We start from the raw sequence: 13871 nt of genomic DNA on the forward strand, positions 1-13871 counted from the left end.
ACATCACCCCGAGTGATGTTGTCGGTTTTTATGAATATGGCTAAAATTCGTTCAAAATCATCAAACGCTAATTTTTTTCAAGAGGTTTATGATGTAGTTCGTCTTATTCCCCAAGGACGAGTTACTACTTATGGAGCTATTGCTAAATTTTTAGGAACAAAGCTTTCAGCTCGTATGGTAGGCTGGGCTCTGAACTGCTCTCATACGCAAGTAGATATTCCCGCCCATAGGGTTGTCAATAGAAAAGGTATGCTTACAGGCAAACATTTTTTTGCTACACCCACCCAAATGCAAGAGCTTTTAGAAGCGGAAGGTATCAAAGTTATCAATGACCAAATACAAGATTTTGAAAAATATTTTTGGAATCCAAGCCAAGAACTAATGTAGTAGAAGTTGTTTAGGATAAAAAAAGATTTCCGCATTTGTGGCTTGGAATCAAATTTCCACTCCCAATACAATTTTGGCAATCCCCTTCAATAAAGCCAAATAATTCAATTATTTCTTGTTTCTGCATTTACAACATTTTTCCTAACTTGCAGGCTCATTTATTCAAAATCAGAAAATTATGGCATTTATAGAAGAAATCCACGCAAGACAAATTTTAGATTCAAGGGGCAACCCCACCATTGAAGTAGATGTAATGACCAACGAAGGCATCGTAGGTAGAGCCGCTGTTCCTTCGGGGGCTTCTACGGGTACCCACGAAGCAGTAGAACTTCGTGATGGCGACAAGAAAAAGTACCTTGGCAAAGGAGTTTTGAAAGCCGTAGAAAATGTAAATGATGTGATTGCAGATGAATTAGTAGGCTTAAATGTGCTTAATCAAAATCTTATTGATAAAATACTTCTTGAAATGGACGGCACACCCAACAAAAATAAACTGGGTGCTAATGCAATTTTGGGAGTTTCTTTGGCAGTTGCCAAAGCAGCGGCAAACTCTTTGAATCTACCACTATTCCGCTACATTGGTGGTGTGAATGCCAATACTTTGCCTGTGCCAATGATGAATATTCTGAATGGAGGTAGCCACGCCGATAACTCCATTGATTTTCAAGAATTTATGATTATGCCTGTGAAAGCTGAATCTTTCAGTGAGGCATTGCGTATGGGTACGGAAGTGTTTCATACACTCAAAAAGGTATTGAAAGATAAAAATCATTCTACTAATGTAGGAGATGAAGGTGGTTTTGCCCCTAACCTTAAATCTAATGAAGAGGCTATAGAAGTCGTTTTACAAGCTATTGAAAAGGCAGGGTACAAACCGGGTGAAGATATTTTTATTGCGATGGACGCGGCAAGTTCTGAATTTTATGATAGCAAAACAAAAAAATACGTTTTCAAGAAAAGTACGGGCGAAAAGCTCACTTCTGCCGAAATGGTAGCCTATTGGGCAGAATGGGTAAAAAAATACCCTATTCGCTCCATAGAAGATGGTATGGCTGAAAATGATTGGCAAGGCTGGAAATTACTTACAGAAAAGTTGGGTGACAAAGTTCAACTTGTAGGAGACGATTTGTTTGTAACGAATGTTGAGTTTTTACAAAAAGGCATCAATGAAAGTGTTGCCAATGCAATTTTGGTAAAGGTTAATCAGATTGGTACGCTTACAGAAACTATCAATGCCGTGAATTTGGCTCATCGCAATCGCTATAAAAGTGTAATGTCGCATCGTTCAGGGGAAACCGAAGATACTACAATCGCTGATTTGGCAGTAGCTCTCAATACAGGGCAAATTAAGACGGGGTCGGCTTCTCGTTCGGATAGAATGGCAAAATATAATCAATTGCTACGTATTGAAGAAATGCTCGGAGAAACAGCTTACTACCCAGGTATAAAGTTTTAACTTTCAATCATAAAGGCTTCGCAATTGCGAAGCCTTTTTATTAGGAATTAGTAAAAGTGCAATATAGCTACTCTCACTTATCTGTTACTATTTTTTTATGCTATTTTTTTGAGGCTCTTTTTCACTTTCACTTTTATTTCCGCTTTGTGTTTTATTATATTCTTCGTTAAGTTCTTTTATTACTTCGGCGGTAATATCCAAACGACTATCACCATACCAAGCTGTTACACCTTGCTTGTAGCCTAAAATCATCTTATAGCCATTTTTTTCAGCATATCGCTTCATAAAATCATCAATATTCTTATTTATTTTTTCAACCATTTCTTTTTCTTGACTGGCAAGATTCTGAAGCAAAGTTTCGCGATATTGCATCAGACGTTGCTCTTCGGCGGCAAGATTTTTTTTAGTGGCTTCTATTTCGCCCATAGTCATTGATTGAGCTTTTTGTTGGGCTTGTAATACCTTATTCTGAAACGCACTTGCTTGGTTTTCAATATCACCTGTGTACTGATTACGTTTTACTTCAAACTCTTTAATAGATTTTTTGTACAACTCGTAATTAGCAATTACAGAATCTGAATTTACATATACAATGCTTTTGTCAATATCATTTTTGGATTCATTTTTAGTAGAAGAAGTATTATTGGTGCTATTGCCTGTTTGCGATTTATTCTCGCAATTCCAAAGTATAAAACTGATAAAGGCGAAAATGGCTATTTTTTTCATTTTGAAAACTTTTTATTTTTAACCGCAAAGATACCAAAAGTTGATTGGATAAGCGAAAAAAATTGTGTTTTTTTTTGTATAAAAACTTTTTTTTGCTAAATTTGCAGTCCTAAATTTTAAGCGGAAGTGGTGGAACTGGTAGACACGTACGTTTGAGGGGCGTATGGAGCAATCCGTGAGGGTTCGAGTCCCTCCTTTCGCACTCCCAAACAGCTATCCTGAAAGCAAATTAGTTTTCAGGATTTTTTATTTCTCTTACAACATTAAATCTGTATCTTGCGTTCTATAAAAAAATCTGCTATGATTTTAAGTATTCGTAATCTAAGCAAGCAATATGCCACGCACAAAGCACTGGATAATGTGAGTTTTGATGTGCCTGCCCAAAGCATTTTCGGACTTTTAGGACCCAACGGTGCAGGGAAAACCACACTTATTCGTACTATTACGCAAATCATTAGCTTGGATAGCGGAGAGATTACTTTCAAAGGAGAAAAGCTAAATCCTTCGCATACACAAGCCATTGGCTACTTGCCCGAAGAAAGAGGTCTTTACAAGAAAATGAAAGTAGGCGAACAACTTATGTATTTGGCTCGCCTGAAAGGTTTGGATAGCCAAGAAGCTAAAAAACGTATTAAATACTGGGTAGAAAAACTAAGTATGCAGGGCTGGGCTGAAAAAAACATTGAAGAACTTTCCAAAGGTATGCAACAGAAAGTGCAGTTTGTCGCTACCGTCTTGCACGAACCTGAACTAATTATTTTAGACGAACCCTTCACAGGCTTTGACCCCGTAAATGCTCAGATTATTAAAAATGAAATTTTAGAACTACGAAAAAGAGGTGCTACTATTCTTTTTTCAACACACCGAATGGAATCCGTAGAAGAATTATGCGACAATATTGTGCTTATCAATCGTTCTAAAAAGATTTTAGAAGGGAGAACTACTGACATCAAAAAACAATATAAAAACCATTCTTACAAAGTCCGTTGTAATGGTATTATTGCCGAACTACCCAATGGAATGAATATTGTACAGGAAAATCATAAAGCAGATGAAAGAGAGTTTGTTATTCAAATTTTGCCCGAACAAAGCCCCAACGACCTTTTAAGATTTTTACTTCCACAAGTAGAAATTCATCATTTTGAGGAGAATATCCCAAGCATCAATGATATTTTTATACAACTTGTCGGAGAAAACTCTCATTAGATTTTAGTAATTAGATTTTAGAAAAAAGACAATTGATTTGGCAAAATATACTTACAAAGCATATAAGTATCTAAAAGTCAATACTATAATTACAACTTACATTATTCCAAATTTACCATCTTCTTTGTAAGACTTTCATAAAAGTTGCTTCTGAACCATTAAATCGGAAATCTTTTTTAGTCCTAAACAACTTCACTACTAAAATTCTTGATGACTTTACTCTCCTTACCAAAAATTTTGTAAGTTTGCGACTACACATCTAAAACCAAAATCTAATGAGTTTAACTATTATCGGAACAGTTGCTTTTGACGCTATTGAAACCCCTTTTGGCAAAACAGATAAAATTATAGGTGGTGCGGCGACTTATGCTTCGCTTTCTGCGTCTTATTTTACCAAAAAAATCAATCTTGTAGGTGTAGTAGGAGATGATTTTCCCAAAGAAACAATAGAAATGTTCCAAAAGCACGGTATCAATACCGAAGGTTTGCAAATTAAACAAGGTGAAAAATCATTCTTTTGGGCGGGGAAATACCACAACGATATGAATACCCGTGATACACTTGCCACAGAGCTAAACGTACTCGCCAATTTTGACCCTATCATTCCTGAAAGTTATCAGAACACAGAATACTTGATGCTAGGCAACCTCACTCCTACTATTCAGCGAACCGTAGTAGAGCGGCTTCGCAAACGCCCCAAACTAATACTTATGGACACTATGAATTTTTGGATGGATACTGCTTGGGACGAACTAATGAAAACACTCAAACTTGTTGATGTACTTTCTATCAATGACGAAGAGGCTCGTCAGCTTGCCAAAGAATATTCTCTCGTAAAAGCCGCAAGAAAAATCCTCACTATGGGTCCGAAAGTGTTGGTTATCAAGAAAGGCGAACACGGAGCTTTGCTATTCAACCAAACCCAAGTATTTTTCGCCCCTGCCTTACCTTTGGAAGATGTTTTTGACCCCACAGGAGCAGGTGATACCTTTGCAGGTGGTTTTATCGGTTATTTAGCAAAAACAGGAGATATTTCTTTTGAAAATATGAAAAATGCTGTGATTTACGGCTCGGCAATGGCTTCGCTTTGCGTGGAAAAATTTGGTACAGAACGCCTGCAAAATCTGCAAATCAATGAAATTGAAAACCGCATTCGCGAATTTATTGATTTGGTGCAGTTTGAGATTACTTTGTCGTAAATTATCGTTGTAACAAGACGGTTCCCGATTGCTGTATTTTTTTACCGATAAAATCCTCTATTACACATTGGTAGATGTAAGCCCCTTGTGGCATAGGTTTGCCTTGAAATGTGCCGTCCCAACCCTCACCCAAAACGGCAGATTCAAAGATTTTTTGTCCATTGGGAGTAAAAACAGACATTTGAAAGTTTTTGATAAAAACACCTTTGGGAAAAAATGTATCATTCAAGCCATCGCCATTTGGGGTGAAAGCATTAGGAAAAAAGACTTGAGCAGGACGCTCAACTCTTACGACATTTGAAAAATACTCTCCTGATGCAGTAATTGCCCTTATGCGGTACAAAATCACTTGATTTTCTAAATCCTCTTTGCTATCGGTATAAGAAAGATTGCTACCTGCTGAAAAGTTATCTATTGCCCCTCCTATTGCATTATACTTGATGACTTGATAAGCCAAAACAGGCTCATTATCCGAGTTTTGATAAGCATTCCATTGTAAAGTTCTTTCTTTAATACTGCTTGCCGAAATTCGTAATATCATTGGGCAGGCAGGTTGGGAGAAAAGCGTCTGCACGCCGCAAGTAGTAGTGAAATTAATGGTGTAACAAGTGTTTTGTTTTTCTTTTCCTTTTAGTAAAATTTGTGTAGCAGTAGTTTGTTCAAGAACTTTGTTACTCTCTACAACTTGGTAAGTTCGTAGTTCTTCGGGTGCTTGACTGGTGGCTTTCCAAGAAATTTGGAGATTATTTTCCAAATCAAAAGAAACATTGAGCTTTTTCACTTCCAAGGGTAAGCTACCAATAGCAGGTAGCAAAATTTGCGTAAAATCATACTGATTTCCGCATTTATCTTGCAGACGTATAAGCACTTGATACGTTTGCCCCAAGGTATTGAGTTTTTCTTTGGTAAAACTTACATTTTGCTGATTCTGGTTTTCAAAAGTTGCCAAAAGTTCAGGGTTTTGTCCTTGCTTTGAAAAATACACTTCATAGCGTATATCAGCAAAAATTTGCGGAATGGTGATTTTTATCTTTCCCTCGCAAGACGAAGCAGGTCCCTCTTGCATTACACTAAAACTGCTCGCAATAACCGAAAGATTATCGTAAATGATTGTATTTGCGAGTGTAGTATCAGCATTTACGCCACTACAATAATCATTAGCAAGGTTCAAGAGAGCGTGTTCGCCTTCAATTTTTATCGTATAAGTGCCTGCGGTAGGATAGTTGTAAATAAAAGGATTGGTAGAAGGGGTAATGTATTGTGTAATACTATTGCCCAAATCAACCTTGTAGCGGTCGTAAGGAGGGAACTCTAAAACCTCAATTTTTACTTGTCTATTAGCACAACGCATAAGGCGAATTTTAGGTTTGGGCGTAGGCAATACCACTACATAATCGGTGCGAATAGAATTGATGTTGCCAGTGCCTGGGGCAGGAACATTGCCAATAAGTTCTACGGTGTAAGTTCCCGGCTGTGTGTAGGTGTGAGTTTTAGAAGGCGTTGCCGTCATTGAAGGGAAAAACTTATAGAGCCTTGTAGGGTCGGGGGCAAAGCTCGTGCAAGCGGCATCATTCATTGTGATAGGTCTGCCTACGCATATACGTACCTGCGAAGCCGAAGGCGAGTAACCCACAGCATAAAAGCAGTTGGGCTGTCCCCAAGCAACTCCGAAAGTCATTACCCAAATAAGAATATAGCAAGTATTTTTGAACATTGCGTTATTTTGAAAAAAATCAAGCAAAATTCCTGCCTAAATTACCTCTTGACCATTCGGTTTCTTTTCCAATTACTGATAATGTGTTCTTTGTTGCTCGTTGTTCCGTTGCTATTAGAATGATTTTGCGAAAGCAAAGAAGCTACAAGCACAGCCCCTAATTTTTCGGCATCATCATCAGGCAAGGTTTGCAATTTTTCAGGAGTAAAATATTGTTTCACAAAGTTAGTATCAAATTTTCCTGAAAGAAATGCTTCGTGTTCTAAAACAAATTTACAAAACCCCAAAGTAGTCTCAATACCTGTAATTTGATACTCCTCAATAGCTCTTTTCATACGCTCAATAGCTTCGTTTCGGTCTTTACCTGTGGCGATAAGTTTTGCTATCATTGGGTCGTAATAGATAGGAATTTCCATACCTTGCTCAAAACCATCATCTACGCGTATGCCTATGCCTTGTGGGCGTTTGTAGGTTTGCAGTTTGCCAATATCGGGCAAAAAGTTATTAGCAGGGTCTTCGGCATATACGCGTACTTCAATAGCGTGTCCAAGGATTTTCAAATCATTTTGCGTAAAACTTAAAGGTTTGCCCTCTGCAATACGGATTTGTTCTTTTACTAAATCTATGCCTGTAATTTGTTCAGTTACGGGGTGTTCTACTTGCAGGCGGGTGTTCATTTCCAAAAAATAAAAATTTAGATTGCTATCCATAACAAATTCTACGGTGCCTGCATTGTAATAGCCGCAAGATTTTGCCACCTTGATAGCCGCTTCGCCAAGAGCCTTGCGAACCTCTGGCGTAACCACAGGCGAAGGAGCTTCTTCAATTACCTTTTGATGACGCCGCTGAATGGAGCATTCTCTTTCAAAAAGATATACCAAATTGCCGTGTTTATCTCCTAAAATTTGCACTTCAATATGTTTGGGGGCAGTGATGTATTTTTCAATAAATACCGAACCATCACCAAAAGCAGAAATTGCCTCACTGATAGCCCTTTCCATTTGTTCGGCAAGTTCGGCTTCATTTTCTACCACACGCATACCTTTTCCACCTCCACCCGCCGAAGCCTTGATAAGAATAGGATAACCTATTTCAGCGGCTATTTTTTTAGCTTCTGTTACATCACTGATAGCTCCTTCGGTGCCGGGTACCATTGGCACACCAAAAGCCCGAACAGCTTCTTTGGCGGCAAGTTTGCTACCCATTGTTTCAATGGCTTTCACGGGCGGACCGACAAATATAATACCTGCTTCTTCTACCATTTTGGCAAATTGAGCATTTTCGGAAAGAAATCCGTAACCAGGGTGAATGGCATCAACCTTTAATTTTTTAGCCACTTCTATAATTTTCTCGCCTCGCAAATACGACTGACTGCTCGGAGCTTCGCCTATACAAACGGCTTCATCTGCAAATCTGACGTGTAAAGCGTTTCTATCGGCTTCGCTAAATACTGCTACCGTCTGCAATCCCATTTCTTTGGCAGAACGCATAATACGCAATGCTATTTCACCTCGGTTGGCAACCAAAATCTTTTGAATTTTTCGCATACTTTTTTGTTTTGAGAAATTAGGCAATATTAGCAAAATTTAATGAAACCCAAACTGATAGCCCAAAAAAATAAAGCCCCAAATGCATTTAAGCATTTGAGGCTCTGATTTTTGTAGGGAGTTTCTAAAAGTCTTCGTCAGTAGAAAATACTTGCTTTTCTTTGGAAGCCATTACCCCTGCTTTCTGATAGTCGCCTACACGTTTTTCAAAGAAATTCGTTTTTCCTTGCAAGGAAATCATTTCCATAAAAGGAAACGGATTGCTGGCATTGTAAAACTTTTCGTAACCTAGAGCAACGAGCAATCTATCCGCTACAAATTCAATGTACTGACTCATTAAATCAGCATTCATACCTATCAGATTTACAGGCAATGCATCTGTAACAAATTCTTGCTCAATTTTTACAGCATCGGTAATAATTTCCAAAACTTTTTCTTTCGACAATTTATTTTGTACGTGTTTGGTGTAAAGCAAGCAAGCAAAATCGCAGTGCAAACCTTCATCACGAGAGATAAGTTCGTTTGAAAAAGTAAGTCCGGGCATCAAGCCACGATTTTTGAGCCAGTAAATAGAGCAGAAACTACCTGAGAAGAAAATTCCTTCTACCGCCGCAAAAGCTACCAAACGCTCTACAAAAGAGCCGTTGGTTATCCAACGCAAAGCCCAATCTGCTTTTTTCCCTACACAAGGAATGTTGTGAATAGCATTAAGCAAGAAATCTTTTTGTTTGCTATCCTTGATGTAGGTATCAATCATTAAAGAGTAGGTTTCTGAATGGATATTTTCCATCATTATCTGAAAACCATAGAAGCACTTGGCTTCTGGGATTTGCACTTCATTGATGAAGTTGATAGCAAGATTTTCATTCACAATGCCATCACTAGCGGCAAAAAATGCCAAGACGTGTGAAATGAAATGCCTCTCATTGTCGTTGAGTTTAGTATCCCATTCTTTTACATCTTGGGCGAAATCAATCTCTTCAGCAACCCAAAAATTAGCAACCGATTTTTTGTACATTTCCCAAATATCAAAATATTTAATAGGAAATAATACAAAGCGGTTTTTATTTTCTTGTAAGAGAGGTTCATTGAAAGCCATTTCTGCCTGATTCATAGATATTTTTTGTGTTTGAGTATAACTAAAAAATGATAAAACGCTTACGAAATTAAAATGATTTTTGAGAAAAATCAAATCTTAATACTGTTTTTTTGCTGAACATTTGGAAATAAAAATCTATATCCATCATTCATATATACCAACAATGAAAGGAAAATGTTTTGATTGGAGATAAGTTTATACTTAAATTATGCCGTAAAAAACAAAAAAGCCCCAAAATTGTTATTTTTGGGGCTTTTCGTAGAGGGAGAGGGATTCGAACCCCCGGACCCCGCAAGAGGTCTGCGGTTTTCAAGACCGCCGCAATCGACCACTCTGCCATCCCTCTAAAATTAGTCGGGTTTGCATTTGAGACTGCAAATTTAGAAAATCTTTCTAAACTATGCAAATTTTAAGCAAAAAAATTGCAAACCTACAAGAAAAAAGTAGGTTTGCCTAATAATTTTTCTGACTATTTTTTGTAAAGATTATACACCAAATCGTAAATAGAGCCGCCTTCTATAAACATTGCTCCAATCAGCCAAATTACAAAGATAGTAGGTATAAGAATCGCATATACAAGCCCTTTTACCTCGTGTTTGAGGTGCATAAACTCAGCTACTATGTAAAAAGCCTTCACAAGGGTCATTAGTACGAAAATACTGGTACGTAGCCCCCCTGTGGGCATAGTAAATGCAAGTAAAAACTCTAAAGCCGTGACGAAGAACAAAATCCAAAAAGTTTTCCAAATAACTTTGGTTTGTGGTTTAGGATATTGACCGGGAGGTACATTTTCATAAACGTATGCCATAAATCTCAAAACTTTAAATTACAAAAAATTACACCAAGTAAAAGAAAGTAAATACAAACACCCAAACTAAATCCACAAAGTGCCAATACAAGCCTACCTTTTCAACCATCTCGTAATTTCTACCAGGGCGGTCATAGATACCCATTGCTACATTGTAGAAAACAATAATATTGATAAGAACGCCACTAAATACGTGAAATCCGTGAAAACCTGTAATAGTAAAGAAACAGAAAGCAAAAGGTGCAGGTCCGTACTCATTGATAAAAAGATTGGCTCCGTGAATAGTTTGTTTTACCCATTCACCATTCATCCATACATCACGAACTGCTCCTTTATCGGTGCCTGTGATAAAGTGTGTCCATTCCCAAGCCTGACAACCCAAGAAAGTCAAACCACCCAAAATTGTCCAAAGCATCCATTTTTCAACGTCTGCTCTGTGTCGGCGATGACCAGCCTCTACCGCAAGTACCATCGTAACGCTACTCATAATGAGAATAAAAGTCATCAGACCTACGAAAACAAGCGGTAGATATTGCCCGTGAAAGAAAGGGAAAGCATCAAAAATTTTTTCAGGAATAGGCCAGTAAGCATCAGAGCTAACAAATTTTTCACCTGCCTCTTTTATAGATGCAAATTGCTTGGCGTATTCAGATTCATAATAACTTGGCTTGGTAAAACGCAACACCGCATAAGCCACTAAAAGCCCTGAAAAAGTAAAAGCATCAGAAAGCAGAAAATACCACATCATCAGCTTTCCCCAGCTTGCTTTGAAGGGTTCTGTGCCTCCAAACCAAACACTTGTTTTTGATTTTGTTTCTGTTGCAGTTGCAGAATGTGCCATAATATATGGAGTTGTTTTTGTTCTATAAATTTTTACCACAAATAAAAATCAAACAAATGAAATTTGCAAGCAAAATTTTGGATTTTATCGGTTGAGGCTCATAAAAAGATACAAATACACCCACAAGCCCCCCAAAAAGTGCCAATAAATATTGCAAAGTTCAATTTTGAGCATTGCCTTTTTATGCACCTTGAAGCGAAAAGCACTCCAAGTTACACTCAGAAGGAAAATCAATCCTGTAATGAGGTGAAAAGCGTGCAAACCCATTAACACATACACAAAAGACCCCGCAGGACTCACAGGATTACCCATTCTATCCACACCACCCACAAAAATTCCCATTTGCACCAGTTTTACCCAACCTTCCCACTGCATTACCAGAAAAGTTACTCCCAAAATAGCCGTAATGAATAAATTTATTTTAAGCTTGCCAATTTCATCTTTTTTCGCAAAATGATATGATAGTTGCATAAATATACTGCTCAGCACAATTACAATCGTACTATACAGCAATACCTCGGGCAAATCAAAAGTTATCCAAGCATCTTTATCCGACTGCTTATAAATATAGGCACTGGTTAGCGAAGCAAAAATCATCGTAATGCTTACCACAAAAAGCCAAAGCATAAACTTTTTGGGGTTCATAGAAAAAACCTCTTCGGGTTCTTCGTAAAAATTAACAGGTTGGTTTTCAAAGGAAGTTGTTTGCATCACTACATTTTTTGGCAAAATTACAAAAAATCAAAAATTTTAACTATCTTTGAGCAAAATTGTTTGAAAATGACTTCCCTTTCAGACGCATTAGAATACGAAAACTCCGCCGAAAATTCTCTTTTTCAAAAAATCATAGCTTGGGGGCTAACTGCTATCCAACTACTTATTTTCCTGCTTATCATTCTGATTTTTCACCCTTTACATATTCTTTTTTCGCTTTTTGGGTACAAATCGTATATGCTCATTAGCCACGCGATGATGGGCTTGGTGTGGCGTTCTACGCTTCTGATTGGCACGAAAACCCGCATTGAAGGCATAGAAATTTTACAAAATCTCCCTGAAAATACTCCCATTATTGTAGTGAGCAATCATCAGAGCGAGTATGAAATTGCTTGTTTGGGTTATCTTTTCAGCAAAACTTCTCATCATCTCAAATACATCGCTAAAAAAGAACTTGCCTATGGGATACCCAGTGTTTCGTGGAATATCCGCTATGGCGGACACGGCATCATTGATAGAAACCAGAAAGCTAGTGCCTTGAAAGCTATTGAAAATTTTGCTTGGAAAGTGAAAAAAAACAATTGGGCGGCATACATTTATCCCGAAGGTACTCGCAACCGATATAGTAACGAGGTGCGTCCTTTCAAAACCGCAGGTTTTGTAAAACTCTGCGAAATTTTGCCCGAAGCCCCTGTTGTTCCCATTGCTTTGGAAAACTTCTGGACGGTGAAGCGTATGCCCATAGAGCCTTTTGCTACTATGCGAGTGAAAATTTTTCCCCCTCTTTGGCAAAAAGATTTTCCTAATGCTGAAAACCTATTACAACATTGCGAAAACATTATCCGCAAGGAACTATCCCAATCCTGATTCTCTTTGACGAACCGCCTCAAAAACCACAATCGCCGCCGAAACAGATACATTCATTGAATCAATTTTTCCTCGCATCGGGATAATGATGTTTTGATGAGATTTTTCAAGCCAAAAATTGGTAAGACCTGTGGCTTCTGTTCCCATAATGATAGCCGTAGCCTTGCGGTAGTCCATTTTTGTATAAGGCACAGATGCCGTTAGAGCCGTAGCAAGCAACTGAAAATTTCTTTTTTGTAAAAAATCAAAGGCTTCTTGGTTAGTACAGGCAATTACTTTCTGTGTAAAAATACAGCCCAAACTTGCCCTAATTACATTCGGATTAAACAAATCCGTTTGAGGATTACAAAGAAAGACAGCTTCAATACCCGCCGCATCAGCAGTGCGAAGAATAGCTCCTAAATTACCCGGTTTTTCTACATTTTCAAGCACCAAAACCAAAGCATTTTCAGATAAAATCAGACTTTGTAAAGTATTTTCAGGGGTTTGCACTACACAAATCGCCCCAAAGCTATTTTCACGATAGGCAATTTTTGTAAAAACATTTTCCGAAACAGCCCAAAAATTCGTTTGTGTGTATTTGGGCAATTGCTCGGTAAAAAAACTTTTCACTTCCTTTTCCTTGCTTTGCAGATAAAAAACACTTTCAATAGCCACCGAAGCACTAATAGCCATTCCAATTTCAATTTTCCCTTCTACAAGCGTTAGTTTTTGTTTTTTGCGTTCAGAAGCTTTTTCCTGCAAACGCAAAATTTGCTTAATCTTTGGATTTTGTAAGGAAGTAATGATTTCGCTCAAAGTCTATTTTTTTGAAAATATCTTTACTTGGCAAAAATACGATAAAAAAACTACGATTTGCAAGAGTTGATGTGTAAAATAAAAAAGCCTTTGTCTAGAAGGCTTTTTTTTGAGTAGTTTTTGAGTTAGTAATTACTTCTCTTCGGTAGCAGTGCCTTCTTGCTCTTGAGTGGCTTTTTCAAATACAACGCCTAATATTTCCATTCCTAATTTTAGCTCCACAGCACACCCTTCGGCAATTGCTTTTAATTTCTCATTAGAACTTTTGGAAACACTCTGACTCATTACATCGGCTATTTCAAATTCTTTTTCAATCTTTTCTGTCATACATTGCATAAGTGTTTGCAATACTGCCTTTTCCTCGTCTGAATGAGCCTTTTTAACGTGAGTTAAGCGGCAATATCTTGAAAAAGTTCAAAATTTGTAAGTAGATTTTTTTCTTGAAAATCTCTAATAGTGGGCTTTTTATCTAGGAATTTGTAGGCAATAATTCCAGACCACAAATTGAC

The 13871-nt window shown here is 37.7% G+C and carries 14 protein-coding genes and 2 tRNA genes; 6 read left to right on the forward strand and 10 right to left on the reverse strand.

Annotated elements, in window-relative coordinates; translation table 11 throughout:
* Positions 1-15: 15 nt before the first annotated feature.
* Together Rain11_RS08215 and eno are read left to right on the forward strand one after the other, a co-directional pair.
* Positions 16-387 carry an MGMT family protein gene (locus tag Rain11_RS08215; RefSeq protein ID WP_243390568.1) on the forward strand — a complete coding sequence of 124 codons (372 nt, stop codon included), beginning with the start codon at positions 16-18 and terminating at the stop codon, positions 385-387.
* Positions 388-565: 178 nt separating this feature from the next.
* The gene (gene eno, locus Rain11_RS08220; protein ID WP_101358872.1) at positions 566-1843 is read left to right on the forward strand and encodes a phosphopyruvate hydratase; all 1278 of its coding nucleotides are present in this window, start codon (positions 566-568) and stop codon (positions 1841-1843) included.
* An 87-nt stretch (positions 1844-1930) separates the two neighbouring features.
* On the opposite strand, the gene Rain11_RS08225 is transcribed toward eno, so the two are convergent.
* Complete coding sequence (locus Rain11_RS08225; protein ID WP_101358873.1) at positions 1931-2569, reverse strand: OmpH family outer membrane protein; 639 nt, start codon at positions 2567-2569, stop codon at positions 1931-1933.
* Between the two features lie 120 nt (positions 2570-2689).
* Between Rain11_RS08225 and Rain11_RS08230 the strand changes: the two genes are divergently transcribed.
* From Rain11_RS08230 to Rain11_RS08240, 3 genes are all read left to right on the forward strand, one after another.
* Positions 2690-2771, forward strand: a tRNA-Leu gene (locus Rain11_RS08230).
* A gap of 98 nt (positions 2772-2869) precedes the next feature.
* Positions 2870-3775 (forward strand): ABC transporter ATP-binding protein, encoded by a 906-nt coding sequence (locus tag Rain11_RS08235; protein WP_101358874.1) that lies wholly within the window; start codon positions 2870-2872, stop codon positions 3773-3775.
* A 275-nt stretch (positions 3776-4050) separates the two neighbouring features.
* On the forward strand, positions 4051-4974 hold the full coding sequence (locus Rain11_RS08240) for a PfkB family carbohydrate kinase (RefSeq protein ID WP_101358875.1): 924 nt from the start codon (positions 4051-4053) through the stop codon (positions 4972-4974).
* A 1-nt stretch (position 4975) separates the two neighbouring features.
* Here the strand turns inward: Rain11_RS08240 and Rain11_RS08245 are convergent, their stop codons facing one another.
* From Rain11_RS08245 to Rain11_RS08275, 7 genes are all read right to left on the reverse strand, one after another.
* Positions 4976-6688, reverse strand: a complete 1713-nt coding sequence (locus Rain11_RS08245) for a T9SS type B sorting domain-containing protein (RefSeq protein WP_101358876.1) — start codon at positions 6686-6688, stop codon at positions 4976-4978.
* Positions 6689-6729: 41 nt separating this feature from the next.
* Positions 6730-8235, reverse strand: coding sequence for an acetyl-CoA carboxylase biotin carboxylase subunit (gene accC, locus Rain11_RS08250; RefSeq protein ID WP_101358877.1), 1506 nt, complete (start codon positions 8233-8235; stop codon positions 6730-6732).
* A gap of 124 nt (positions 8236-8359) precedes the next feature.
* A complete protein-coding gene (locus Rain11_RS08255; RefSeq protein WP_207764435.1) occupies positions 8360-9349 on the reverse strand; it encodes a ribonucleoside-diphosphate reductase small subunit in 990 nt (329 codons plus the stop codon).
* Between the two features lie 244 nt (positions 9350-9593).
* Positions 9594-9680 (reverse strand) — tRNA-Ser (locus Rain11_RS08260).
* 123 nt (positions 9681-9803) lie between these two features.
* Positions 9804-10142, reverse strand: coding sequence for a cytochrome C oxidase subunit IV family protein (locus Rain11_RS08265; protein ID WP_101358878.1), 339 nt, complete (start codon positions 10140-10142; stop codon positions 9804-9806).
* A gap of 28 nt (positions 10143-10170) precedes the next feature.
* Positions 10171-10983 carry a cytochrome c oxidase subunit 3 gene (locus Rain11_RS08270; protein WP_101358879.1) on the reverse strand — a complete coding sequence of 271 codons (813 nt, stop codon included), beginning with the start codon at positions 10981-10983 and terminating at the stop codon, positions 10171-10173.
* Between the two features lie 84 nt (positions 10984-11067).
* Complete coding sequence (locus tag Rain11_RS08275; protein WP_101358880.1) at positions 11068-11694, reverse strand: cytochrome c oxidase subunit 3; 627 nt, start codon at positions 11692-11694, stop codon at positions 11068-11070.
* 69 nt (positions 11695-11763) lie between these two features.
* On the opposite strand from Rain11_RS08275, the gene Rain11_RS08280 reads away from it, so the two are divergent.
* A complete protein-coding gene (locus Rain11_RS08280; RefSeq protein WP_133121547.1) occupies positions 11764-12564 on the forward strand; it encodes a lysophospholipid acyltransferase family protein in 801 nt (266 codons plus the stop codon).
* Here the strand turns inward: Rain11_RS08280 and Rain11_RS08285 are convergent.
* Positions 12550-13362 (reverse strand): TrmH family RNA methyltransferase, encoded by an 813-nt coding sequence (locus Rain11_RS08285; RefSeq protein ID WP_101358882.1) that lies wholly within the window; start codon positions 13360-13362, stop codon positions 12550-12552. The genes Rain11_RS08280 and Rain11_RS08285 overlap by 15 nt on opposite strands.
* Before the next feature lie 132 nt (positions 13363-13494).
* A complete protein-coding gene (locus Rain11_RS08290; RefSeq protein ID WP_101358883.1) occupies positions 13495-13689 on the reverse strand; it encodes a hypothetical protein in 195 nt (64 codons plus the stop codon).
* Positions 13690-13871: the final 182 nt, after the last annotated feature.

The sequence above is a fragment of the Raineya orbicola genome (assembly GCF_002843425.1).
Classification (GTDB): domain Bacteria; phylum Bacteroidota; class Bacteroidia; order Cytophagales; family Thermonemataceae; genus Raineya; species Raineya orbicola.

Bases quoted from the DNA above. Each gene is read 5' to 3' on its own strand.
- Rain11_RS08215 (WP_243390568.1), top strand. From the start codon at position 16: ATGTTGTCGGTTTTTATGAATATGGCTAAAATTCGTTCAAAATCATCA.
- eno (WP_101358872.1), top strand. From the start codon at position 566: ATGGCATTTATAGAAGAAATCCACGCAAGACAAATTTTAGATTCAAGG.
- Rain11_RS08225 (WP_101358873.1), bottom strand. From the start codon at position 2,569: ATGAAAAAAATAGCCATTTTCGCCTTTATCAGTTTTATACTTTGGAAT.
- Rain11_RS08235 (WP_101358874.1), top strand. From the start codon at position 2,870: ATGATTTTAAGTATTCGTAATCTAAGCAAGCAATATGCCACGCACAAA.
- Rain11_RS08240 (WP_101358875.1), top strand. From the start codon at position 4,051: ATGAGTTTAACTATTATCGGAACAGTTGCTTTTGACGCTATTGAAACC.
- Rain11_RS08245 (WP_101358876.1), bottom strand. From the start codon at position 6,688: ATGTTCAAAAATACTTGCTATATTCTTATTTGGGTAATGACTTTCGGA.
- accC (WP_101358877.1), bottom strand. From the start codon at position 8,235: ATGCGAAAAATTCAAAAGATTTTGGTTGCCAACCGAGGTGAAATAGCA.
- Rain11_RS08255 (WP_207764435.1), bottom strand. From the start codon at position 9,349: ATGAATCAGGCAGAAATGGCTTTCAATGAACCTCTCTTACAAGAAAAT.
- Rain11_RS08265 (WP_101358878.1), bottom strand. From the start codon at position 10,142: ATGGCATACGTTTATGAAAATGTACCTCCCGGTCAATATCCTAAACCA.
- Rain11_RS08270 (WP_101358879.1), bottom strand. From the start codon at position 10,983: ATGGCACATTCTGCAACTGCAACAGAAACAAAATCAAAAACAAGTGTT.
- Rain11_RS08275 (WP_101358880.1), bottom strand. From the start codon at position 11,694: ATGCAAACAACTTCCTTTGAAAACCAACCTGTTAATTTTTACGAAGAA.
- Rain11_RS08280 (WP_133121547.1), top strand. From the start codon at position 11,764: ATGACTTCCCTTTCAGACGCATTAGAATACGAAAACTCCGCCGAAAAT.
- Rain11_RS08290 (WP_101358883.1), bottom strand. From the start codon at position 13,689: ATGACAGAAAAGATTGAAAAAGAATTTGAAATAGCCGATGTAATGAGT.